Below are 23,012 nucleotides of genomic sequence, written 5' to 3'. Positions count from 1 at the left end.
GACTCTCCCGGATCGACAACAAGGGTTTCCCGAGAGTCTGTCCGATGGACGCCCCGGGGGACAATCAGACAAAGTCCGGGTAGCGGGCCGATAGGGCGATCCGGGTGTGACCGCGCGACCGGCCCGCTCCACCCGAACGGCCAGCTCAGTCGAGATCCAGGCCGGTCAGGTCGGCGGAGAGCGCCCACAGGCGGGCCGCTTCGCCATCGCGCGGCGGGCCGGCCGCGCAGACGCGGCAGTCCGCGCAGTACTCGCCGCCGCGCCCGTCGAGCTGGGGTGAGGCGGCGGCCCAGGCCAGGGTCGCGGCGCCCTGCTCGGGCGTCTTGAACAGGCCGGGCGCCGGGATGCCCGCGGCGTCGATCCAGCCGGCCGCGACCATCTCGTCCGCCGTCAGGTGCCGCTGGAGCGGGGTGCGGATCCAGCCCGGATCGACCGAGAAGGCCCGCACGCCGCGCGCCGCACCAGGTGCTGGGCGAACAGGATGTTCGCCAGCTTGGACTGGGCGTAGGCGGCCCACTTGTCGTAGCCGGAGGCGAAGTGCACGTCGTCCCAGCGGATGCGCCGGTCCGGGCGGTACCCGGAGGAGACGGCGACGACCCGGGCCCCGCCCGCGGCCGTGAGGGCGGGCCACACGAGGTTCGCCAGCGCGTAGTGGCCGAGGTGGTTGGTGGCGAACTGGGCCTCCCAGCCCGGCCCCACCCGGGTCTCCGGGCAGGCCATGACCCCGGCGTTGGCGATCAGGAGGTCGAGGGTGGCGTGGCCGGCCCGGAACCGGTCGGCGAACGCCCGGACGGAGTCGAGGTCGGCCAGGTCCAGGGCGTCGACCCGGGCGCCGGCGCGGACCAGCGCGCGGGTGGCGGCCAGGCCCAGGCCGGAGTAGCCGCCTGTGACCAGGGCGGTCCGGGCGTCCGGGATGCCGCTGGCCGAGATCGCCCGGCTGGCCCGGCTCGTCCGCGAGGGCGGCGGCAACGAGCGGGAGCGGCTGGCGGTCCTGCGCGAGCACCGGCGCCGGGTCACCGAACAGATCGCGCGGCTGCGGGACTGCCTCGACCTCGTCGACGCCAAGGTGACCAGCTACGAGCGGCACCTCGCGGCGGGCGGCTCGGGCGAACCCTGGTAAGGGCGGCGGTTGCGGGATTGGCCGGCCCGGTGCGGGTAATGGCGCAGTGGTGAGTCGGGGCGACGCGAAGGGCTGCCTGCTGGTGGTGGGCGGCGCCGAGCGGAGGGGAGAGGGCGGTGAGGCCATCCTGCGCCGGTTCGTGGACCTGGCCGGCGGGCGCGCGGCCCGCCTCGTCGTGATCGCGACCGCGAGCGAGCAGCCGGAGCGGCTCGAGGACGCGTACGTGCGGGCGCTCGCCGGGCTCGGCGCCGGCGAGGTGCGCCCGCTGCGCCTGGAGAACCGGGTGCAGGCCAACGGCGACGAGGCCGCGTCGGCGGTGAACCGGGCGACCGGGGTGTTCTTCACCGGCGGCGACCAGTTGCGGATCGCGACGGTGCTGGGCGGGACCCGGGTGGACGCGCTGCTGCACCACCGGCTGCGCCGGGACGACCTCGTGCTGGCCGGCACCAGCGCCGGCGCCGCGATGATGTCGAGCACGATGGTGCTCGGCGGCGACGAGCATAGCGTCAGCACCACGAGCGTGCGCACCGGCCCGGGCATGGAGTTCCTGCCGGGCGTCCTCATCGACATGCACTTCTGGGAGCGGGGCCGGCTGGACCGGCTGCTCAGCGCCGTGGCCCTGTTCCCGCACCAGCTCGGCCTGGGCATCGACGAGGACACCGCGATCCTGGTCCGGGACGACCACTTCGAGGTGCTCGGCAGCGGCTCGGTGACGGTGGTCGACGCCGGCCCGTCCGAGGTGATCCGGGTACCGGACGACGACGTCGACCCCGCGGGCCTGATCGCGCTGACCGACGTCCGGTTGCACGTCCTGCCGTCCGGCTACACGTTCGAGCTGACCGGCCGGCGTCCCGTGGTGGTGTCGGCGGCCGGCGGCACCGAGGAGCGGGAGGAGCAGACGTGAGGGTCGTGGACACCCGGGCCCTGCGCGGACCCAACGTCTACCTCAGCCGCCCGGTGCTCGTCGCCGAGGTGCACCTGGACGACCTGGCCAATGCCACCACCGGCGACCACCCCGGCTTCGCCGGCCGACTGCTGGACGCGTTGCCGGGCCTGGCCGCCCACCACTGCGCGGCCGGGGTACCGGGCGGGTTCGTGGCGCGGCTGGACGAGGGCACCTACTTCGGCCACGTCGCGGAGCACGTGACCATCGAGCTGTCGCAGCTCATGGGGCGCGAGGTGAACTTCGGCCGGACCGAGGAGGCCGGCGAGCCGGGGCGGTACCGGGTGATCGTCGAGTGCCCGGTGGACGAGCCGCCGGAGTCCGAGGTGCCGGGCCGGCTGCTGGACCTGGCGATCGACGTGGTGGCCCGGGTGATCGGCGGCGCGGAGCCCGGTTTCGCGGCGGCCCTGGCGGAGCTGCGCGACCGGTACGCCCGGGACGCGCCGGGGCCGAGCACGCAGTCCATCATCGACGCCGCCCGGCGGCGGGGGATCCCGGTCGAGCGCACGGGCCCGCTCAGCCTGCTGCACCTGGGGCACGGCAGCCGCCGCCGGCTGGTCTGGTCAGCGATGACGGACCGGACCAGCGTCATCGGCGTCGAGATCGCCCAGGACAAGGAGCTGACCCGCCAGGTGCTGACCGAGGCGGGGCTCCCCGTCACCTCGGGTGGCGCCGCGACGAGCCTGGCGGACGCGCTCGCGCTGTTCGCCCGGCTCGGGTCGCCGGTCGTGCTCAAGCCCCGCGACGGCCGGCAGGGCCAGCACGTCTACCTCGACCTGGACGCCGCCGAGGCGGTGGCGGACGCCTTCGCCGCGGCCGGCGGCGACGTGGTCATCGAGCGGCAGGTGCCGGGGCGGGACTACCGGGTGCTGGTCGTCGGCGGCCGGCCGATCGCGGCGACCGAGCGGCTGCCCGCCCACGTCGTGGGCGACGGCAGGACGCCGGTCGCCGGGCTGGTCGAGCGGGAGAACGCCGACCCCCGGCGCGGCGACGGGCACGCCAACGTGCTGACCCGGCTCAGCCTCGACGGGCCCGCGGTGGAGCTGCTGGCGCAGCAGGGCTGCGCGCCCGAGTCGGTGCCCGGTGCCGGGCAGACGATCTGGCTGCGGCGCAACGCCAACCTCTCCACCGGCGGCACGGCCGCCGACGTGACCGACCGGATGCACCCGGAGGTGGCGCACCTGTGCGGGCGGGCGGCGTCGGTTGTCGGCCTCGACATCGCCGGCGTGGACCTGCGCCTGCTTGACATCGCCGAGCCGCCGCCCGACACCGGCGCGGACGGCGGGATCATCGAGGTCAACGCCGGACCCGGCCTGCGCATGCACCTGGCACCCAGCGACGGCCCGGCGCGACCGGTCGGCGAGGCGATCGTGGATTCGCTGTTCCCCGGCGGCGGCGACGGGCGCGTCCCGACCGTCGCCGTGACCGGGACCAACGGCAAGACCACCGTCGCCCGGCTGACCGCGCACCTGCTGGCCGGCTCGGGGCTGCGCGTCGGCCTCACCACCACCGAGGGCGTGTCGATCGACGGCCGGCTGGTACAGCGCGGCGACGCCACCGGTCCCGCGTCGGCCCGGGTGGTGCTGACCGACCCGACGGTGGAGGCGGCCGTGCTCGAGACGGCGCGGGGCGGGATCCTGCGGCGGGGACTGGGCTACGACTGGACCGACGCCGGCGTCATCACCAACATCACCGGCGACCACCTCGGCCAGGACGGGCTGGACCGGGTCGAGGACGTCGCGGACGTGAAGGCGCTCGTGGCCGAGCGGGTCCGCGACGGCGGCACGCTGGTGCTCAACGCCGATGACCCGCTGGTCCGGGGGCTGGTCGACCGGGCGGCGGTGGGCGCGGCACGCAAGCGGCTCGTCTGGTTCGGGCTCGACCCGCGCGCCCCGCTCATCCGGCAGCACCTGGGCCGGGGCGGCACCGCGTACCTGGTCGACGACAACCACCTCATCGAGGCCACCGGGGATGACCGGGTGTCGCTGCTGTCCGCCCTCGACGTGCCGGGGTCGTGGGGCGTGCCCGCCGGCTACGCCGCCGCCAACGCGCTGGCCGCCATCGCCGCGGCGCGGGCGCTCGGGCTACCGCGGGAGGCCGTGCCGGAGCGGCTGGCGAGCTTCACGACCGGGGACAACCCCGGCCGGGGCATGCTGTTCCGGCACCGGGACCGGCACGTGTTCGTCGACTACGCGCACAACCCGGCCGCCATCGCGGCGGTCACCGCCACCCTGCACGGCCTGTGGGGAGCGGAGCACTGCCTGGCGGCCGTGACCCTGCCCGGCGACCGCCGCGACGACGTGGTGACCGACGCGGCGCGGGTCCTGGCGGACGGGTTCGGGCGGGTCGTGTGCTACGAGGACGCGGACGCCCGCGGCCGCGACCGGGGCGAGATGGCCGGCCTGCTGGAGCGGACGCTGACCGACCGGCGGCCCGGCATCCGCTGCGAGCGGGCGGCGGACGGCGCCGACGCCCTGGACAAGGCGCTGGCCATGGCCGAGGCGGGCGAGGTGATCCTGCTGCTGTACGAGAAGGTGGACCACGTCCTGTCGCTGCTGGACTCGCTGCGGGCCACCCCGGTGGCCGCACCCGCCCTGGCCGGTACCGGTCGCGGCTGACCTACCGGGTGGACCGTGATGACGATGGGGCGCCTGCGCGCGGCACCGCTCGTGGTGCTTCTCGGCGCGCTGCTGGTCCCGGTGGCCGGCTGCGGTGGCGGCTGTACGAAGGCCCGGCTCACCGTGGAGCCGGTCCGGGTCAGCGACGTCCACGCCCCGCTGACCCTGCGCGCCCGGCTGACCCGGGACGGCCGGCCGTTCCCCGGGGCCAAGGTGAAGATGGCGGTCAGCCTGCTCGGGGCGGAGGACGCGCGCGGGGAGGCTCGCTTCACCGCCGTCACCGACGCCGACGGGGTCGCCACCGTGACCCGTCCCGAGGGCGTCGCCGGCCTGTCCGTGCCCGGTCGGCAGGTCACCGGCTACGGCGCCTACTTCCAGCCGTGGCGCGACATCGACGGCCGCACGTACTGCTGGTCCAGCGTGGGGGCGCGGATCACCTGCGGCGACGGGTCGTGCCCGCGCGACTCGTTCCCGGCGCCGTCACCGACCGGTTGACCGCCACCGGCCCGGCCGGGCTCACACCCCGTTGCCCTGGCGGACGGATCGCAGGTCGCCGCGGCGCAGGCGGATGTGCACCCGGCGCCCCTCGATCCGCACGACGTCCTGCCACCACACGATCAGGGAGTGCCCGGCCATCGCCCGCAGCAGCCCGTCCAGCGGCCACGGCCCGGTCATCTGGGCGTCCGCGTACCCGAGGTGGTGCGCCGCACCGATCTTGCCGCAGTCCAGCGCGACCAGCCGGTACGCGGGCTCGCCGCTGTCGCCCAGCGGTGGCCCGCCGGCCGCCAGGCGCAGGTCCCGCACGTGCCCGACCACCGCGCCGTCGGGGTCGTAGACCACGCTTCCGATCAGGTCGGCGGCCCTCATCGCCACCGGCTCAACCGGTACCGCGGGACGGTCAACCGCACCTCGGTGCGGTCCACGTCCTCGACCAGGGCGGTGGGCACCCGGTACGGGTCCCGGTCGGCGCGGGCCTGGAACCGGCGCCCGATCGCCAGCCACCAGGCGCCGAGCCGGCCGCCGATGCGGGGGCCCAGCGCGGCGGTGTCGGAGATGAACGCGGTCAGGACCGGCGGCCCGCCGTCGTCCGGCACGGTGAACTCCAGGTCGTCGACCTTGCCGACCGGCTCGCCGTCCACGTCGAAGATCTGCCGGTCGAGCAGCAACTCGTTGACCCACAGGCGCCCGTCGGTGCGCATCTCAACTCCCGCCCCCGGTCAGCAGCAGTAGTGGCACGGCCACCAGCGTGATCACCACCATCGCCAGCATGAGCAGGCTGCCGAGGGCGTTCAGCCACCCCGGGTTCACGTGCTCGCCCATGTACGCGCGGTCGTTCACCACCACCATCAGCGGGAAGTAGGTCAGCGGGACGGCGGCGGCGCCGAGCACCACCGACAGGATCGTGATGGTGAGCGGGTTGACGGTGGTGAGCAGCATCGCGGTCGCCACGGCCACCCCGGAGAGGGTGGCCAGGTGGAAGCGGGGCGCCTCGGCGAACCGGCGGTCCTTGCCCCACGGCCAGCCGAAGTACTGGGCCACGCCGTACCCGGTGGACAGCGCCGAGACCGCGGCGGCGGCCAGCGTCGCGGCGCCGAACCCGACGAGCGCGAGCACGGCGCCCACCCGCCCCAGCGCCTCGGCGGCGGGCAGCGCCACCTGGCTCAGGTGCTCGACCTGGATGCCCCGGGGGCGCAGCGCCACCGCCACCGCCGCCATGATGGCCACCGACAGCACCCCGCCCAGCGAGAACCCGACCAGGACGTTGGTCCGCATCTCGGTCAGCCGCTCCCGGGTCCAGTGCTCCTCCCGCCCGCCGGAGGAAAAGAAGATCACCTGGTACGGGATGACGCAGGAGCCGACGAGGGAGATGGCGTAGAAGAAGTACGCGGGGTGCCCCTCGCCCCGCGGCACCCACGGGTGGGTCGCGCCGTGCCACAGCGCGCCCCAGTCGGTGGGCAGGACGAACAGCGCCACCACGAAGACGATCAGGGTCAGCCCCAGCAGCCCGAAGATGTTCTCCAGCCCCGAGAACGGCAGCCGCCACACGATCAGGCCCGTGACCAGCCCGGCCACCGGCACCCAGACCAGGTAGTTGACGCCGGTCAGCAGCTCCAGCACGAAGGCGACGCCGCCGATCTCGGCCGCCACGGTCAGCAGCGACAGGGCCTCCACCGCGGCCAGGTTCGCCAGCCCGGTGCGTACGCCCAACCGCTCGCGGACCACGTGGAAGACGGGCCGGCGGGCGATGGCGGCGAGCCGGCCGGCCATCTCTCCGTAGAGGATCATCGCGCCGGTGCCGAGGACGATCGCCCAGGTCAGCGTCATCCCGAAGCGCGCGCCGGTGACGCCGCTGGTGACCAGGTTGCTGATGTCCACGAACCCGCCGATCGCGGTCAGCACACCCAAGGCCGGCCGGAAGGCCCCCCGCACTACGCGACCCGCTGCAACTCGCGCAGTTGCCGCGCCGGTTCGACCAGCGCGGCCAGCGCCCGACCCGCATCGGATGCGTTCCGCCCGCGCACGGCGGTGCGCAACTCGGCCAGCCCGGAGACCGCCGCCCGCATCGGCCCCACCGCCCGCTGCCGCAGCTCCATCGCCCGTTCGTTGGGCGGCCGGCGCTTGGCCAGGGTGTCCCAGGACTCGCTGGCGTCGGTCGCCGCCTCCGACACCACGACCCGGCTGAGGGCGAACGCCGTCCGGCCGGACAGTTCCAGCCGGGTCGCCCAGTCCGCGGCCGCCACCGCGCTGCTGACCTGCTTGGCGGTCTGCCGCACCTGGTCCCGGTAGCTGTCGTAGCTCGGCGGGTCGGTCGTCCCGGCGATGACGACCACCAGCGCCACCACCCCGCCGAGGACGCCCGCGAACCAGCCGACCCGCTTCTGCAGCCCTCGCGTGCGCCGCCACCCCGCCACGCGACGGCCTGTACCCCGGTACTGCCCGGGTAAGCGGCGACCGGTCAGCCGAGCCAGTCCAGGACGCGGGTCACGACGCTGTCGGGTACCTCGTGGCCGTCGTCGAACTCGTCGAAGGTGACGTCGTAGTTGAGCGAGCGCAGCCGCGGCACGATCCGCCGGCTGCACCGGTCGATGGGCAGAACCTGGTCGTCGGTGCCGTGCGCGACGTAGAGCCGGGGCCTGCCGTGGGTGATCAGCGGGGCGGCGAACCCGGGCGAGAACGCCACGACCGCCTCGAAGAGGTCGCCGTTGATCAGGCCGAGCGAGAGCGCGTACGAGGCCCCGTCGGAGAACCCGCCGATGACCATGGTGCCGACCGGGTAGGCGTCGAGGATCTCCTGCACCACCCGGTCGATGCGGCGCACGTCCGGGCCGAACCCGATGGTGATCATGTCCCAGGTCGCGGTCGAGGACTGCGGCGCCACCAGCAGCAGCCGCCGCTCGTCGGCGACCCGCAGCATCAGGTCCAGGGCCTGGCGCGGCGAGCCGCCGGCGCCGTGCAGCAGCAGCGCCATCCGGTACAGGCCGCCGTCGGCCGGCTCGGGCACGTACGCCTGCGCGATCATCTCCCCGCCGGGCCCGTCGAACGTGACCAGGCCGGTGCGGCCGGTCGGGGTGACGGTCGGCCCCGGGCGCACGGTGAGCCGTCCGTGCCGGGAGTTCTCCTCCGGCAGCCGGTGCGGTGGGGCACTCTCGTGGGTGATCGGCATGGGCTCGTGGCTACCCTGGCGCCGCCCGATCAACCGCGATTCGCGGCAACGGGCGTTCCGGGACGTGAACGGCTTGATTGGATCACCCGTCTCCAGAACGTTGGGTCACATGTCTGTGACCGTGGCGTCGCGCTACGTGGGCTGGTTGCTGCGCAGCAACCGTCGCCTGGGTCCGCACGCCGAATTCCGGTCGGGCCGCGACTTCGCCCGCGCCTTCCGGCCGGACTCCGCGCCCGAACTGGCGCCGTCGCAGATCACGCGGTGGGAGCAGGGCGCGACGGCGGCCGGCCGGGACGTGCTGCGCCGGTACGAGGAACTGCTGGGCGCCGAGCCCGAGTCGCTCGTCGTGCTGAGCGACACGCTGCGCCGCATGGACCCGCACGCGCCGGCGGAGACCCCGGCCGCCCGCCCGGCCGACCAGCGGCGGCTGTACGACCTGCTGGACCGCGCGCTCGCCCTCGGCGAGATGACCGGCGCGCAGTGGAGCCGGCTGACCGAACTGGTCTCGGCGCAGCCGGCCCTGGTGCTCTACCCGCGCCGGCTGTGGAGCGACCTGGCCGAGCAGTTGCTGCGCGAACTGGTGATCTCCGAGAAGAGCGCGTGGCTGCAACGGCAGGAGGCGATCAGCCGCCTGCTGGAGCACCCGGCGGCGCGCCCGCACGCCGTGGCGGCCTGCGTGGCGCTGGCCGACGACCCGTCCTCGCCGGCCGTCATCGAACCGGTGTCGCTGCTCGACGTCGTCGCGCACGAGGACGGGAACAGGTACGTCCTGCGGCAGATCGAGAACCCGGCCAGCGACCGCGCGCACTACGCCGGCCTGCTGGCCGCGGTGCGCAAGGTGCGGCACGGCCATTTCACCGGCGACGAACGCGCCCGCCTGACCCGGGCGGTGCACCACTCGATAACCGATTCCACCACCGACCCGGCCACCGCGCCGCTGCTGGCCGAGGTGGCGGCGATCCTCGGCGCGTCCGGGCCGGGCCGGTCACCGCGGCGCCGCCGCGCCACCCTCCTGTCCGATGTGGAGCCTGAGCCGGGCTCGGGGTGCCCGGCGGAGGCGCACGCGGTGAGCGAACGCATCGCCGGCCAGGCGCGGATCAGCTTCGACAACGACGGGTACGAACGCGACCCGGTGCTGGCCGACCTGGTGCGGCAGGCGCTGTTCGACCCGAACCCGGACCTGCGCCTGCTCGCCGGCATGCTCATCGCCGCCACCCCGTACCGCGACCCGGTGGCGGTGGCGCTGCTGGGCGAGCTGAAGGCCAGCCTCTCCCGCCGGGTGGAGGAGATGGCGCTGCCGGCGCTGCGCGCGCTGACCACGCTCGGCGTCGACCTGCACCGCCCGCTGATGCGGTCGATCCTGACCAGCCCCGGCTCCAGCGCCACCCTCCGGCACGCCGCCGGCTGGGCCATCCCGCACTGCCCGGGGCGGTACCCGCTCGAGACCTGGGGCCGGATCCTCTCGGCGCAGATCGCGGCCTGGTCGGCCGCGCCGTCGGCGACGACCGAGGGCGTGCTGCGCTGCCTCGCCTACGGCGTCGGCACCGACCGCCACTACGGCCTGCTCGCCGAACTGCGGCAGCGCGGGGACCTGCCCGGCACCGTCCGGCAGACCGCGCACTGGCTGCTGTCCTCGCCCGCCGGCCCCCCGGCCTGACTAAACGGCCTGTTGCACGGTGGTCGCGGCGCTGCAATCGCCGGTCCGCCCGGGGGTGGTTGCCCTTACGGTCTGTACCGGCGGCGGCGCGGTCGCCCGGGATACGTCATCGGCACGGGGGAGGGCAACCGATGCGCATCTACTGATTACCGCTGGCCGCCGCGCCGGGCGCAGGGGCTGTGGCCGAGGGGGACGCAGCCCCGCGCAGGTCCCCGAGACGGTACCCGTCCCCGTCCCGGCGTATTGACGCACATCGCGCCCCTGGGCAGACTTTTCGCCATGGCCACGGTACGTAGCGTCACATTCGAGAACCTGTACAACTTCAGGGATCTCGGCGGCCTGCCGGTCGCGCCCGGCGGCACCACCCGCACCGACCGGCTGTACCGCAGCGACTCGGTGGCGTACGCGTCGGCGTCCGACACGGCGTGGCTGGTCGAGCGGCTGGGCCTGGCGACCGTGGTGGACCTGCGCGGCGAGCGCGAGGTGGACCTGTTCGGCCGGGGTCTGCTCGCCCGCACCGGCGTGCGGTACGTCGCCGCGCCGATCGACAAACTGGCCGAGTACGACGACCTGGCCGGCTACTACCTGGGCGTGCTGGCCGAGCGGGGCGACGTGCTGGTGACCGCGATCCGGGGGCTGCTCGAGCCCGGCGCCCTGCCGGCGGTCATCCACTGCGAGGCCGGCTGCGACCGCACCGGCGTTCTGGTCGCCACGATCCTGTCGCTGATCGGCGTCCCGGACGCCGACATCTGCGCGGACTACCTGCTGACCAGCGCCGCCGTCGCCGCGATCATCGAGCGGGACCGGTGGCTCGCCACCCGGCTCAACCTCGTCGACGCCGCCGACCTCAACCTGGACTACGACGATTGGGTGCTGGCGGCCGAGACGATGCCGGCCACCCTCGCCGGCATGCGCGCCCGCTGGGGGGACGCCGCCGGCTGGGCCGCCGCGCACGGCCTGCGCCCCGAGGAACTGGACCGGCTACGCGAAACCCTGGTCGCCGCCTGACCAGCGGGGACTTGCGCCGCCCGGGGCGCCCGGCCCTCACCCGGCGGGGCTCGGACTCGGCCTCGATGCCGCTGGCCGCGTGATGACCGGCCCGCGCGCGGTCGTGCCCTCGGGCCGGGTGCCCTGATCACGGCAGACCACTGCCTTCCCGGCTGAGCGGCGTCCGCGTGGGTTTCGCCGCCCCGGAGCCGGGGTCGAGGGCGCCCCGCCCGGAGCCGGTCGGGTTTGCCGGGCCCGGAGCCGGGTAGCGGGGGGCGGTGAGCACACCCGCTGATGAGCTGGAGCGGGCGCGAGCCGCCACGGCGAACCACGCGTCGGCCCTCCGTGACCTGGAGCGGTTCCTGGCCGGGCTGCGGGGCGTGCCCGGCCCGTCCGAGATCACCGAGTACGCGACCCTGCAGGCGCGCGAGGAGGAGGCCCGGGCCGACCGGCTCGCCTCCTGCACGGCCGCCGGTCTGGGCGTGGACAGCGTGCAGTGAACGCACCCGCGCGCGCGACGGGTGCGTCGCGCCGCGCGGGCCGGGAGTCGGGCCGGGAGTGACGACCTACAGGTCGAGCAGCCGGTTCAGGAAGTCGCGGTAGCCGCGCACGGCGACCCGCAGCCGCTCGGTCTCGTCGCCCGGCGCGGACGCCCAGTTACCGAGCCGGTCGCGCCGCTCGCCCAGGGCCGCGGTCAGCCGGTCGACCGCCTCGTCGACCAGCGCCTTGGCCTCGCCCGCCGCGCCGTCCGGGTTGTCCACGAAGCGCAGTTGAACCTCGCGCCAGCGGTCCCGCAGGTCGTCCGCGGCGCCGCCCGGCCAGAGGCGGTCCGTTCCGGCGCCGGCACCGGGCGCGGCAGGGGTGGCGCCGGCGCCGCTGGCAGCAGGGGCGGCTTCGGCGGCGACAAGGGTGGCGCCGGTGCCGGCAGAGGTGGGGGTGGCGCCCGGGGTCGCGGACGGGTCACCGGCGCTGTCCGGCCCGGGTTCCTCGACCGTGTGGTCGCCGGGCACGTCGGCGGGCTCGGGCTCGCCGTCGTCCTCGTCGGCGCGGTGCCGGTCCGCCGCCTCGCCACCGTGGGCGGCACCATCCATCATGGAGGCACCGGGGACGGAGGTCGCGCCGGTCGCGGTCGGGCCGGGGCCCGCGGTCGGCGGCTCGACGAACTCGGTGTCGCCACCCGTCTCGCGGACCTTCGTCGCGCCCTCGCCGGCCCGCTGCGCGCCGGTCGGCTGCCCGCTGGCCCGTCGCCGCTCGCCGATTCGCTGCGCGCCGGTTGGCTGCGCGTTGGCCCGGCGCGCGTTGGCCCGCTGCGCGCTGGTCGGCTGCTCGCCGGCCCGCTGCTCGTCGTCGCGGTCGATCGGCTCGTCGCCGACGAGGCGGTCCTCGGCGGCGGCCTCGTGGGCCTCTTCCCGGGCCCGCTCCCGGGCCTCCCGCCGCGCCACGACGCGGCCGGCCTCGTCGCGTGCGATCTCGTCGCCGGGCGCGTCCTCGGCACCCCGGTCGGTCTTGAGGTTGGCCGCCTCGGCGGAGGCAGCCACCGCGCCCGCCACCGAGGGGGCCCCGAACGCGGTCAGCGGATCCGGCACGCGGTCGGGCGGGTGCGGTTCGTCGGGGTCGGCGGTGCCGTCGCCAGGCAGCCGCTCCAACGGGTGGCTCAGCTGCGAGTCCTTGTGGTCCTCGGTGTCGATCGTCGCGGGGCTCCGGTCGTCGGGCTGGTCATCGCGGGCACGGTCGTCGGGGGCGCGGTCATCGCCGGCGCGGTCGTCGGGCTCGTCGCGATCCGTGCGGGCGTCGCTGAAGATGCGCATGGTGGGGTCCTTCACCGCGGAGTGGTGGTGTGGTCGCTCGGCACCGGGTCCTCGCCGAGCAGGTCGGCGACCAGCGCGCGGTAGTGGACCAGCGCCCGGCGCAACTGCTCGGTGCTGGCCTCGCCGCGCTCGTGGGCCAGGTTGATGTCGTGCGCCTGGCGGTAGTGGTCCAGCGTGCGGGCGTGCTCCACGGACAGCTGCGCGACCTGGTCCTCGTACCCGCCGACCGGGTAGCCCCGTTCGGCGATCAGGCGGGTGACCAGTTCGTCGGCGGCCCCGACGGCCTCGTCCGGGGCGTCGACGAAGCGGGCTTGGATCTCCGCCCAGGCCGCCCGGTAGGTGGTCCGGGAGGAGTCGCTGAGCTCGCGCAGGTCCAGCTCGGCGTGGCGGCGCTCGCGCTCGCGCAGCTCCCGCTCGGCGGCCGCGCGGCTGTCCTGCTCGGACACCACCCGGTCGTACTCGGGGCCGAAGCGTTCGCGCAGCGAGCGGCGCCGCATGGCCAGCCAGCCGAGCACCGCCAGTCCGGCGAACACCACGAGCAGGATGACGAGAACGGCGATCGATGTGGACGTCATGGGCTTCCTCCTTCGCCGGAGTAATGCCCAGTGCGGTGCCATCGCGAAACGGCTCACCGCTCCCGCAGCGGGTCGTGCCCCAGCCGCATGAGCGCGTGCCGCCAGGTGTCGTCCGCGCCCTTGTCCGGCGGCTGGGCGGCGTGCAGCCGGTCGATCGCGTTCACCGTCAGCCGCATGGCGGCCTCGTCGTCGCGGGTCAGGTCGCCGAAGCGCTTGGCCAGGATCTTCAGTACCCGCTCGCCCAGTGGCGGCATCTCGGCGCTGCTGGCCTCCTCGGTGGACGCCTCGGTGAGTAGGAACGAGCGCAGTTCGGGCGAGGGCATGTTGACCACCTCGTGGAACCGTTCCCAGAGTTGCCGGTCGGCGCTCATACCGACGCCGCCTCGGGTTGCACGTCGACCCGCAGGTGGCTGTCCTCGGCGTCCACGGTGACCCGGCGCCCCGGCCCGAGGGTGCCCTCCAGGACCATGGTTGACAGGCGGTTGTCGATGTCCCGCTGGATCACCCGGCGCATCGGCCGGGCGCCGAACTCGGGCTGGTGGCCGCGCTCGGCCACCCAGTCGATCGCCGCCGGCGTGAACGTGACGGTGATGTGCTGGGCCCGCAGCCGCCGCTCGGTCTCGTGCAGCAGCAGTTCGGTGATCTCCCGCAGCTGCTCCTGCTCCAGCCGGCGGAAGATGATGATCTCGTCGATCCGGTTCAGGAACTCGGGCCGGAAGTGCTCCCGCAGCCGGCGCATGACCTGATCGGAGATGCCGGGGTCGATGGCGGACCGGGGGCCGGAGAGCGCGCCGGACAGGCCGCCGTCGGTGTTGCCGGGCGACTCGGTGCCGAAGCCGAGCGGCCCGGAGCGCCCGCTGATCACGTCCGAGGCGAGGTTGCTGGTCATGATCAGTACGGTGTTGCGGAAGTTGACCGTCCGGCCCTGGCTGTCGGTCAGCCGCCCGTCGTCGAGCACCTGGAGCAGCAGGTTGAACACGTCCGGGTGGGCCTTCTCGATCTCGTCGAGCAGCAGCACCGCGTACGGGCGCCGGCGGACCGCCTCGGTCAGCTGCCCCGCCTCCTCGTAGCCGACGTAGCCCGGCGGCGCGCCGACCAGCCGGGCCACGGTGTGCCGCTCCTGAAACTCGCTCATGTCCAGCCGGACCATCCGCTCCTCCTGGCCGAACAGCGACTCGGCCAGGGCGCGGGCCAGCTCCGTCTTGCCCACCCCGGTCGGGCCGAGGAACAGGAAGCTGCCGATCGGCCGGTCCGGGTCGGACAGGCCGGCGCGGGAGCGGCGCACCGCCTCGGCGACCGCGGCGACCGCCTCGTCCTGCCCGACGACCCGCTCGTGCAACTGCTCCTCCAGCCGCAGCAGCCGCTCCCGTTCCTCCTCGGTCAGCTGGTTGGCGGGGATGCCGGTGGCCTGGCTGACCACGTCGGCGATGTCCTGGGTGGTCACCTCCGGGGCCGCCCGGTCGGCCGGCGGCGCGCCCGCCTCGCCCAACTGCGCGCGTAACTCGGAGATCTGGTCGCGTAACTGGGACGCGCGCTCGTACTGCTCGTCCGTGACCGCGTGGTCCTTGTCCCGGCACAGCTGGTCGATGCGCTGGCGCAGCGCCCGCTCGTCGGTGGCCGGCGACTTGGTCCGCAGCCGGACCCGGGCGCCCGCCTGGTCCACCAGGTCGATGGCCTTGTCCGGCAGGAACCGGTCGGTGATGTACCGGTCGCTGAGCTGGGCGGCGGCGACCAGCGCCTCGTCGGTGATCCGGACCTGGTGGTGCGCCTCGTACGCGTCCCGGATTCCGCGCAGGATCGCGATCGTGTCGGACACCGACGGCTCGGACACCAGCACCGCCTGGAACCGCCGGGCCAGGGCGGCGTCCCGCTCGATGTACCGGCGGTACTCCTCCAGCGTGGTGGCGCCGATGATGTGCAGGTCGCCGCGGGCCAGGGCGGGCTTGAGCATGTTCGCGGCGTCCATGGTGCCGCCGCCCTCGCCGCCGCCGCCCGCACCGACCACGGTGTGCAGCTCGTCGATGAAGATGACCAGTTCCTCGCTGTGCTGGCGGATCTCCTCCAGGACGCCGCGCATCCGCTCCTCGAAGTCGCCCCGGTACCGGGTGCCGGCGACCAGCCCGGCGATGTCGAGCTGGATGACCCGGCGCCCGGCGAGCGTGGGCGGCACGTCCCCGTCGGCGATCCGCTGGGCGATCCCCTCCACCACCGCGGTCTTTCCGACGCCCGCCTCGCCGATGAGCACCGGGTTGTTCTTGGTCCGCCGGGAGAGCACCTCGATGGTCTGGGCGATCTCCTGGTTCCGGCCCACCACGGGGTCGATCCCGCCCGCGTTGGCCAGGTCGGTCAGATCCCGGCCGTACTGGTCGAGGGTGGGGGTCTCGGCCCGGCGCCGAGGTGCGGGGGCCGCCCGCCGCCCGCCGCCGGTCGGGCCCGGTGCCCCGCCCTCGCCCGGGGGCGGCGGGAGCAGCCGGTCGGGGCTGGCCCGGTTCTCGGCGAGGATGCGCCCGGCCGTGGACTCCGGGTTGAGCCCCAGCGCCATCATCACGTGCTCCGGACCGATGTACGACGCGCCCATCGCCCGGGAGATCTGGTGCGCCTCCAGCAGGGCCCGCTTCGCCGCCGGGGTCAGCGACACCGGCCCCGGGCGCCGCTCGCCGCCGCCCTCGCCGGTGCGCTGCCCGACCGCCTCCGCCACCGCGTCCGGGTCGGCGCCCGCGCGGCGGATCATCTCGCGCAGCGCCGGGCGCCGGCTGGCCGCCCAGAGCAGGTGCTCGGTGCCCACGTCGGAGCGGCCGGTCTCGGCGACCTGGCGGGCGGCGTCGGTGACCAGCTCGCGGGCGTCCTCGGTCATCAGCCGGGTGATGTCGACCCGGTACACCGACTGCTGCCGCTCGGCGTCGCCGAAGAACCTGGCGAAGAACTCGTCCAGAGGGCTCGTCATGCCGGGCGGTTACCCGGGCCGACCCCAAGCATGCCCGGCCGGCGGGCATTCAGCCGGCGTCGACTACCTCCCCCAATCCGGTCGCGGTCAGCCCGTCCCGGACCGTCGCACCGTCACCCTCGACGACGATCGTGAGCGCCTCCGGGTTCAGGTGCCTGGCCGCGGCGGCGGACACGTCCGGCACCGTCGCGCCCAGGTACTGCTCGCGCAGCGTCACGAAGTAGTCGTCCGGCAGGTCGTGCAGCGCGAGCGTGGCCAGCGCCGCGGCGATCGCGCCCGGGGTCTGCATGTCGACCGAGAGCTGACCGGCCCGCCAGGTGCGCGCCAGCGCCAGCTCCTCCTCGGTGACCCCCTCGGCCCGGGTACGGGTGATCTCCGCGACCGTGTCGGTGAGCGCCGGACCGGTGACCGCCGTCTGCACGGCCGTGTTGACCCGGAAGGTCCCGAACCGGCGCGCCTGCCCGAACTCGGCCCGGATGCCGTACGTGTACCCGCGCACCTCCCGGATCAGGTGGTTCAGCCGTGACGAGAACGCGCCGCCGAGCACCGTGCCGGCCAGGGTCATCGGGACGAAGTCCGGGTCCGCCCGGGGCGGCGCGTGGTGGCCGAGCAGCAGCGTGGACTGCACCGAGCCGGGCCGGTCGACCAGCAGCATCCGGCGGGCCACGTCCGCCGGTGGGGCGATCGGGCCGGGGCGGGGCTCGTCCGCCGCGGTCACGCCGGCGAACGCCGCGGCACCCAGCGCGGACAGGTCCAGCCGGTCCAAGTTTCCGGCGACCAGCAGGGTGCCCGGCCGGGTCAGCCACGCGGCGTGGAAGTCCAGCACGTCCTGCGCGCCGATGACCGCGATCGACTCCGGGTCGCCGTGCGGCGGCCGGGCGTAACGGTCGGTGAACAGCGCCCCGCGCAGCGCCGCGTCCGCCCGGGGGCCCGGGTTCGCCCAGCGCATCCGGGCCGCGGTCAGCTCGTCGTCGCGCTTGCGCTCCAGGTCCGCCGGCTCCAGCAGCGGGGTGCGGACCGCCTCGGCCAGCAGCGCCACCGCCTCGGCCAGCCGCTCGACCGGCACCTCCACGCTGATCCGCATCGAGTCCCAGTCGACCGACGTGGCCAGGCCGGTGCCCAGCCCCTCCAACGCCAGCGCGTACGCCGCCGCGTCCCGCCGCCGGGTCCCCTCCTCCAGGGACTCGGCGAGCACGGACGCCACGCCCGCCCGGTCCGCGGGCTCGCGCCCGGCGCCCGCGTCCAGCAGCAGCGTCGCGACCGCGAGCGGTTGGTTCGGCAGGTGCGCGGCGACCACCGGGCCGCCCGGCTGCTCCCGGGTGATCTCCGGGAACCGGTACGGCCGCGCGTCGCCCGGCTGCGGTGGGGTGGCTACCAGCGCCTCGACGGCGGTCATGCGCTCTCCTCCGGAAGGTAGGTCAGGGTGACCCGGGCGTCCTCGTCCAGGATCTCGGCCGCCACCTCGGCGACCCGCTCGGCGGTGACCGACCGCCACCCGTCGAGCTGGGCGGCGACCCGCTCCGGGGCCCGGAACAGCGTCGCGTACCGCCCCAGCGTGTCCGCCCGCCCGCCGAGCGTGCTCACCTGGCGCCACCACGAGCTGGTCAGCAGGGCCTTGGCCCGCTCCAGTTCGGCGTCGGTGACCGGCTCGGTGACCATGGACGCCACGACCTCGACCAGGCCCGCCTCCAGGTCGGCGGCGGGCACCCCGGGCCGCGCGGTCGCGCTGACGATCAGTGGGGCCGGGGCGTGCGCGAGGTCCACACCGTACGAGCCGATGTTGTCCGGCTGGGCCAGCCGCCGCCCGTCGGCCAGCCGCTGGAACAGCCGGCTGCCCCGGCCGGAGCCGAGGACGGCGGCCAGCACGGTGGTCGCGTCGTACCCGGGCGAGCCGAACGGGTGGCTGCGGTACGACAGGTAGACCCGCGGTGCCGGCACGGCGCCGGTGACCTCCTGCCGCACCGCGCCGCCCGCCTTGGGGAGCCCGCCCTCCGGCGCCGGCGGAATGTGCTCGCGCGGTGGCAGCTGGCCGAAGTACTTCTTCGCCAGCTCGTACACCCGCTCCGGCTCGGCGTCGCCGGCCACGGTCAGTACCGCGTTGTTCGGCGCGTAGTAGGTGGTGTGGAAGTCCTTGAACGTCTGTAGGTCCGCCGCGTTCAGGTCCTCCATCGACCCGATCGTCGCGTGGTGGTACGGGTGCCCCGGCGGGTACAGCAGCGGCAGCAGGCGCAGCCACGCGTCGCCGTACGGCACGTTGTCGTACCGCTGCCGGCGCTCGTTCTTGACCACCTCGCGCTGGTTGTCCAGCTTCTCCTGGGTCAGGGCCGGCACCAGGCCGCCCATCCGGTCCGCCTCCAGCCACAGCGCCAGTTCCAGGTGCTCGGCCGGCAGCGTCTCGAAGTAGTTGGTGCGGTCCGGGTTCGTGGTCGCGTTCAGCGAGCCGCCGGCGCCTTGCACGTAGCTCATGTGCTCGGTCTTGCCGACGTGCACGGAGCCCTCGAACATCAGATGCTCGAACAGGTGTGCGAAGCCGGTCTGGCCCGCCGGTTCGTGTCGGGAGCCCACGTCGTACCAGAGGTTCACGGCGACGACGGGGGCGCCGTGGTCAGGGCTGGCGATCACGCGGAGGCCGTTGTCGAGGGTCGAGGTCTCGATGGGCCACGGGAAGCCTGTCACCCGTTATTTATATCCGTAGGCTTGCGGGGGTGAAGCTCAAGCTGGACCTGCACGACATCTACAACCGCGGCCAGGACATCGACCGCGCGCTGCGCGGGATCATCGACGAGGCCGTCCGCACCAGGGCCAGCGTCGTGGAGATCATCCCGGGCAAGGGCTCCGGGCAGCTGAAGAAGCGGGTGCTCCGGTTCCTGGACAGCAAGGAGATCAAGCCGCTCTACCACCGGGTCGAGAAGGACTCGAAGAACTTCGGCCGGCTGTTCGTGCACTTCCGCTGGAAGTAGGGACTACGGGCCTACGGGTGGCAGGCTACTACGCCCTCGCCGCCGACAGCGTCGCTTCGGCTGATGTCGATCCATGGCAGAGGGAGGGTGGCGACCGCTACCACCAGCCGGTGGTGATCCTGACCCGGCTCGGCGTCGACCGTGCCGCCCACGACGCCGGGTTGGGTCGGGCGTCGATGGTCGACGCGTTGCGGCGAGTCGCGGCCGCGCCGAGGCCGTCGGCGTACGGGTCCTCATCGATTGCGAGACCGAAGCCGCGCGTGACTTTACCCGGGCTGGCCACATTCGAGACCGGCCCCGCCGACCCGATGTAGCTGCTGCTGTTAATGAAGGACCTGCGCCGCGTGCTCGGCGGCTGACAACCCCGGGCAGTCGGTCGTAACAGCGGGTGCGCCGAGCATGGCGTCCCGAGCCCGGTGTGGCACGGAGCCGCCGGGCTACAAGCGGGGCCGTACCAGACGTGTAGGGCATGCGCGGCGATGATGCGCGGCTGCCCGTAGAGCGTCGTTGTTGGCAACTTAGTGATATTTAAGCCTATCTCATTGACTATCGGTAATGTGGTGCTTACTGTTCCGTCACTGCGGCGATCCTAACGGGGAAGTCGGTGGGCCCGGTGCGCCAGCGTCTGCGTTGTTACCTGTCGTCCCTGGTGGCGGGAGTGGTGGTTGCGGCCTCACTGGTTGCGGTGCCTGATTCCTCAGCTGCGACCGCTGCGCAGGCCAGCTGTCGTGCCGGCGCGTCCGATGAGGCTGCGGCGCTTCGCGCCGCGACCGCCTGCCATGGCCGGGTCGAGGTCCTCTCGGAGCTGGCCGAGCGGACCCGGGTGTTCGCCAATCCCAGTGGGACGTTGACCGCTGAGACGTCCGCGCTCGTCCAGCGGGTGCGGATGGCAGGCGGCCGCTGGGTCAAGCCCGACCCGATGCTGCGCCCGGATGGAAACGGCCGCGTCGTCCCCATCGCCACCTCACTGCGGATTTCCTTCTCCGCCGGTGGCGGTGGACCCGTCGCAACCATTGGCGACGGTGCCGCCGAATTGGAGCTGAGCTGGCCGGGAGGGCAGTTGCCAGCGCCGGAGCTGTCCGGCGAGAGCGCTACGTATCCCAACGTGTTCCCGGGCGTTGACCTGGTGCTGACGGCGCAGGTCGAGGGATTGGCCGAGATGCTGGTGGTGAAGGATGCGCGGGCCGCTGCCAACCCCGCGCTGACCGCCATCCGGTTCGGCACCGTGGCGCGGGGGTTGCGGCTGCGGCAGGACCCGGCAGGCGCATTGAGCGCTGTCTCTGATGCGGGCGCCACGTTGTTTGGCTCCGGTACCCCGGCCATGTGGGACTCGGCCAAGCCGGCTGGAGAGAGGCAGGGCCGGGCCAACCGGCTCGTCGTGCCAGGTGCGGCCCGTGCCGCCATGCCGGTGCAGCTGATCGGCAGCGACCTCGTCGTGCACCCCGACCTGGCGATGTTGCGGGACAAGGCGACGAAGTTCCCGGTCTACATTGACCCAGGGCTGGGCAAGAACGCCTGGACGATGATTAACAGTACGTATCCCACCCAATCCTACTGGAGCTACGATAAGCAGGATTGCCCGGATCCGTACAGCTCGATCCAGTGCGCCAAGGTCGGTTACACGAACACGCCGACCGGCATGAAGTATCGGTCTCTGTTCGCGTTCGGCATCTCGGGGCTGCTGAACAAGCATGTGCAGGACGCCAAGCTGTCGATGGACACGGTGTATTCGTGGACGAATACCGACTACGGCACGCAGGTGCGGGTCACCGGCGGGATCAGCTCGGGCACCACCTGGTCGAACAACGCCGCCAGTTGGGGTGCGGTGGTTGCCACGGCGAAGAGCCATGCGCACGACAGGGTGCGGCGGCGCACCGAGTGGGGCGTGACGAGCGCCGTGCAGACCGCATCGGGCGGCACCTCGGGCACGTTGACCTTCGGGCTGATGGCGGTCGATGAGACAAACGTAAACTACTGGAAGAAGTTCGACGCGGGTACGGCGTTGCTGACCGTTACCTACAACTCATTCCCGAACGCGCCCGACACCATCACCGTGACTGACCAGCCCTGCGTGCGCGGCGCGTTCCGGCCGTACGTGCGTACCCTCGCTCCGGCGCTGAAGGCGCGACTGTCCGATCCGGACGGGACGGCGCGGCAGCTCAAGGGCACGTTCTACTGGTGGAACTACTCTGGTGGGTCGCGGACCAGTACCAACTCGGTGGCGCAGGGCTCGATTACCTCGGGACAGTACGCAAATGTCACGATCCCCGCAGGCAAGTTGGCCGATGGAGGCGTCTACGTCATCCAGGCGATCGCCAATGACGGTATCGACAATAGCCAGTACTCGACGACCTGTGAGTTCCAGGTCGACGTGACCGCACCGGCCGCACCTAGCGGCGTGACGTCGACGGACTATCCGAACGACGGGCAGTTGCACGGCGGGGTCGGCATGGCGGGCACGTTCGTGCTGAAGCCACCGACCACGGTGCCCGCGGACTTCTACGGATACGCGTGGACCCTCGACCCGGGCATCAGCGCGGCGGCCGCCACGCAGGTGACCGCCAACGCCACCGACCACGCGGCCTCGATCACCATCACGCCCGTCAGCGACCAGACGTTCAACCTGCGGGTGTGGTCGCGAGACAACGCCGGCAACTATTCCGCTGCCTACATCTATCAGTTCACCGTGCGGGCCGGGACCGGGCCGGACGCGCGGTGGACGTTCGATGGCCAGGACGGCATCGACGACACTGGCCACAACAACACACTCGCCATTAGCAGCGGCACCTGGGCGGCCGGACGGGGCGGTTACGGCAAGGCGTTGGTGGGTAACGGCACCGCTACCTCGGGCGCGACGACCGGGCCGATCGCCACCAAGGACCCGAACACGGGCGGTCCGATAACCGTCCACTCCAACCAGAGCTTCACGGTCGCGGCCACCGTCCGGCTGGACTCGACAGGTGGCTCCGGCCAGCGCGTGATCGTTGCCCAGGACGGCAACCGCACCTCGCCGTTCCTGCTCGGCTACAGCGTGACGGACAACAAGTGGCGGTTCGCCGTCGCGGGCAGCGATGCGGACGCGCCGGCCACGGTGTCGGTGCTGTCCAACGCGGCGGCGGCGACCGGCGTGTGGACGCGGCTGATCGGCACCTACGACGGCACGAGTCACGCGCTCCAGTTGTACGTTAATGGAGCCCTGCAGACGGCCACCGCGAACGGCGCGACGTTTGACGCGACCGGGCCGGTGACGATCGGCCGGATGCGCTCGGCCGGCGCGGCGGCCGGCTTCTTCCCCGGCGCGATCGACGACGTCCGGGTCTACGGCCGGAAGCTGTTGAGCACCGAGCACGAGTTCAACGTCCTGCAGCTGCCGAACCCGCCGCTGGTGTCGTTCCCCAGCGGGACCACGGCGTACGTCGGCGCCTCGGTACCCGTAGCGATCAGCGCCGGTGGTGACACTGCGGTGACCGGGGTTCAGTACCGGGTGGGTGCATCCGGCACAGCGACCGCTGTGCCGCTGCCAGCCGCCGGTGGGCAGACCACCGTCAACGCCACCTCCACGACGGTCGGGACGCCCACGCTGATGGTGCAGGGCATTGACATGGCTGGAAACAAGTCACCGATCGCGTCCACCGTGCTCAAATTCGACGAGGCGCCCGCGCTTACGGGCAAGGTGACCGACGCCGTGACCGGCACAGCGTTGGCCGGTGTCACCGTGACCTTGACTCCGGGTGGA

Annotated in this window: 23 protein-coding genes; 10 read left to right on the top strand and 13 right to left on the bottom strand. The window is 73.6% G+C overall.

Features of this window, described 5'->3' with window-relative positions; all coding sequences use genetic code 11:
* Positions 1-145 precede the first annotated feature (145 nt).
* Positions 146-448 carry an SDR family NAD(P)-dependent oxidoreductase gene (locus KJS59_RS23670; RefSeq protein WP_213455172.1) on the bottom strand — a complete coding sequence of 101 codons (303 nt, stop codon included), beginning with the start codon at positions 446-448 and terminating at the stop codon, positions 146-148.
* Positions 391-969 (bottom strand): SDR family NAD(P)-dependent oxidoreductase, encoded by a 579-nt coding sequence (locus KJS59_RS23665; RefSeq protein ID WP_213455171.1) that lies wholly within the window; start codon positions 967-969, stop codon positions 391-393. Before KJS59_RS23665 ends, KJS59_RS23670 begins: the two co-directional genes overlap by 58 nt.
* Between KJS59_RS23665 and KJS59_RS23660 the strand changes: the two genes are divergently transcribed.
* From KJS59_RS23660 to KJS59_RS23645, 4 genes are read left to right on the top strand one after another with little or no spacing between them, the layout of a single operon-like run.
* Positions 914-1,120: a MerR family DNA-binding protein gene (locus KJS59_RS23660; protein ID WP_213455170.1), complete on the top strand. Its 207-nt coding sequence runs from the start codon at positions 914-916 to the stop codon at positions 1,118-1,120. The two genes, KJS59_RS23665 and KJS59_RS23660, sit on opposite strands and share 56 nt — an antisense overlap.
* A 49-nt stretch (positions 1,121-1,169) precedes the next feature.
* The gene (locus KJS59_RS23655) at positions 1,170-2,024 is read left to right on the top strand and encodes a cyanophycinase (protein ID WP_213455169.1); all 855 of its coding nucleotides are present in this window, start codon (positions 1,170-1,172) and stop codon (positions 2,022-2,024) included.
* A complete protein-coding gene (cphA, locus tag KJS59_RS23650) occupies positions 2,021-4,681 on the top strand; it encodes a cyanophycin synthetase (RefSeq protein WP_213455168.1) in 2,661 nt (886 codons plus the stop codon). The genes KJS59_RS23655 and cphA overlap by 4 nt, the downstream gene beginning before the upstream one ends.
* Before the next feature lie 18 nt (positions 4,682-4,699).
* Positions 4,700-5,176 (top strand): hypothetical protein, encoded by a 477-nt coding sequence (locus tag KJS59_RS23645; RefSeq protein WP_213455167.1) that lies wholly within the window; start codon positions 4,700-4,702, stop codon positions 5,174-5,176.
* 21 nt (positions 5,177-5,197) lie between these two features.
* Here KJS59_RS23645 and KJS59_RS23640 read toward each other — a convergent pair whose 3' ends face one another.
* Genes KJS59_RS23640 through KJS59_RS23620 form a run of 5 tightly spaced genes read right to left on the bottom strand, consistent with a single transcriptional unit; the run spans position 5,198 to position 8,345 of the window.
* Positions 5,198-5,554: a hypothetical protein gene (locus KJS59_RS23640; protein ID WP_213455166.1), complete on the bottom strand. Its 357-nt coding sequence runs from the start codon at positions 5,552-5,554 to the stop codon at positions 5,198-5,200.
* On the bottom strand, positions 5,545-5,880 hold the full coding sequence (locus tag KJS59_RS23635; protein WP_213455165.1) for a hypothetical protein: 336 nt from the start codon (positions 5,878-5,880) through the stop codon (positions 5,545-5,547). The genes KJS59_RS23640 and KJS59_RS23635 overlap by 10 nt, the downstream gene beginning before the upstream one ends.
* A 1-nt stretch (position 5,881) precedes the next feature.
* Entirely contained in the window at positions 5,882-7,111 is a 1,230-nt protein-coding gene (locus tag KJS59_RS23630) for an NRAMP family divalent metal transporter (protein WP_213455164.1), read from the bottom strand.
* The gene (locus KJS59_RS23625; protein WP_213455163.1) at positions 7,111-7,593 is read right to left on the bottom strand and encodes a hypothetical protein; all 483 of its coding nucleotides are present in this window, start codon (positions 7,591-7,593) and stop codon (positions 7,111-7,113) included. The genes KJS59_RS23630 and KJS59_RS23625 overlap by 1 nt, the downstream gene beginning before the upstream one ends.
* A 44-nt stretch (positions 7,594-7,637) precedes the next feature.
* A complete protein-coding gene (locus KJS59_RS23620; RefSeq protein ID WP_213455162.1) occupies positions 7,638-8,345 on the bottom strand; it encodes an alpha/beta hydrolase in 708 nt (235 codons plus the stop codon).
* Between the two features lie 109 nt (positions 8,346-8,454).
* On the opposite strand from KJS59_RS23620, the gene KJS59_RS23615 reads away from it, so the two are divergent.
* From KJS59_RS23615 to KJS59_RS23605, 3 genes are all read left to right on the top strand, one after another.
* Positions 8,455-10,002 carry a hypothetical protein gene (locus KJS59_RS23615; protein ID WP_213455161.1) on the top strand — a complete coding sequence of 516 codons (1,548 nt, stop codon included), beginning with the start codon at positions 8,455-8,457 and terminating at the stop codon, positions 10,000-10,002.
* A gap of 279 nt (positions 10,003-10,281) precedes the next feature.
* Positions 10,282-11,010 carry a tyrosine-protein phosphatase gene (locus tag KJS59_RS23610; protein ID WP_213455160.1) on the top strand — a complete coding sequence of 243 codons (729 nt, stop codon included), beginning with the start codon at positions 10,282-10,284 and terminating at the stop codon, positions 11,008-11,010.
* Positions 11,011-11,267: 257 nt separating this feature from the next.
* Positions 11,268-11,489, top strand: a complete 222-nt coding sequence (locus KJS59_RS23605) for a hypothetical protein (RefSeq protein WP_213455159.1) — start codon at positions 11,268-11,270, stop codon at positions 11,487-11,489.
* Positions 11,490-11,555: 66 nt separating this feature from the next.
* On the opposite strand, the gene KJS59_RS23600 is transcribed toward KJS59_RS23605, so the two are convergent.
* The 6 genes from KJS59_RS23600 to KJS59_RS23575 are packed head-to-tail and all read right to left on the bottom strand — an operon-like array spanning position 11,556 to position 18,992.
* Positions 11,556-12,797, bottom strand: a complete 1,242-nt coding sequence (locus KJS59_RS23600; RefSeq protein WP_213455158.1) for a hypothetical protein — start codon at positions 12,795-12,797, stop codon at positions 11,556-11,558.
* A gap of 11 nt (positions 12,798-12,808) precedes the next feature.
* Entirely contained in the window at positions 12,809-13,372 is a 564-nt protein-coding gene (locus tag KJS59_RS23595) for a hypothetical protein (RefSeq protein WP_213455157.1), read from the bottom strand.
* A 53-nt stretch (positions 13,373-13,425) separates the two neighbouring features.
* Positions 13,426-13,743, bottom strand: a complete 318-nt coding sequence (locus tag KJS59_RS23590) for a DUF3140 domain-containing protein (protein ID WP_213455156.1) — start codon at positions 13,741-13,743, stop codon at positions 13,426-13,428.
* Positions 13,740-16,316: an ATP-dependent Clp protease ATP-binding subunit gene (locus KJS59_RS23585; protein WP_213455155.1), complete on the bottom strand. Its 2,577-nt coding sequence runs from the start codon at positions 16,314-16,316 to the stop codon at positions 13,740-13,742. The genes KJS59_RS23590 and KJS59_RS23585 overlap by 4 nt, the downstream gene beginning before the upstream one ends.
* A gap of 49 nt (positions 16,317-16,365) precedes the next feature.
* On the bottom strand, positions 16,366-17,712 hold the full coding sequence (locus KJS59_RS23580) for a M16 family metallopeptidase (RefSeq protein WP_213455154.1): 1,347 nt from the start codon (positions 17,710-17,712) through the stop codon (positions 16,366-16,368).
* Positions 17,709-18,992, bottom strand: coding sequence for a M16 family metallopeptidase (locus KJS59_RS23575; RefSeq protein WP_213455153.1), 1,284 nt, complete (start codon positions 18,990-18,992; stop codon positions 17,709-17,711). Before KJS59_RS23575 ends, KJS59_RS23580 begins: the two co-directional genes overlap by 4 nt.
* A 29-nt stretch (positions 18,993-19,021) precedes the next feature.
* On the opposite strand from KJS59_RS23575, the gene KJS59_RS23570 reads away from it, so the two are divergent.
* From KJS59_RS23570 to KJS59_RS23560, 3 genes are all read left to right on the top strand, one after another.
* Entirely contained in the window at positions 19,022-19,276 is a 255-nt protein-coding gene (locus tag KJS59_RS23570) for a Smr/MutS family protein (RefSeq protein WP_213455152.1), read from the top strand.
* A gap of 17 nt (positions 19,277-19,293) precedes the next feature.
* Positions 19,294-19,590, top strand: coding sequence for a hypothetical protein (locus KJS59_RS23565; RefSeq protein ID WP_213455151.1), 297 nt, complete (start codon positions 19,294-19,296; stop codon positions 19,588-19,590).
* Between the two features lie 299 nt (positions 19,591-19,889).
* Positions 19,890-23,012 (top strand): LamG-like jellyroll fold domain-containing protein (locus tag KJS59_RS23560; protein WP_213455150.1); only part of this gene is annotated, 3,123 nt, incomplete at its 3' end.

This window comes from Rhizomonospora bruguierae (genome assembly GCF_018397995.1).
Classification (GTDB): Bacteria; Actinomycetota; Actinomycetes; order Mycobacteriales; family Micromonosporaceae; genus Rhizomonospora; species Rhizomonospora bruguierae.
This window is presented reverse-complemented; position numbering and strand designations above follow the sequence as displayed.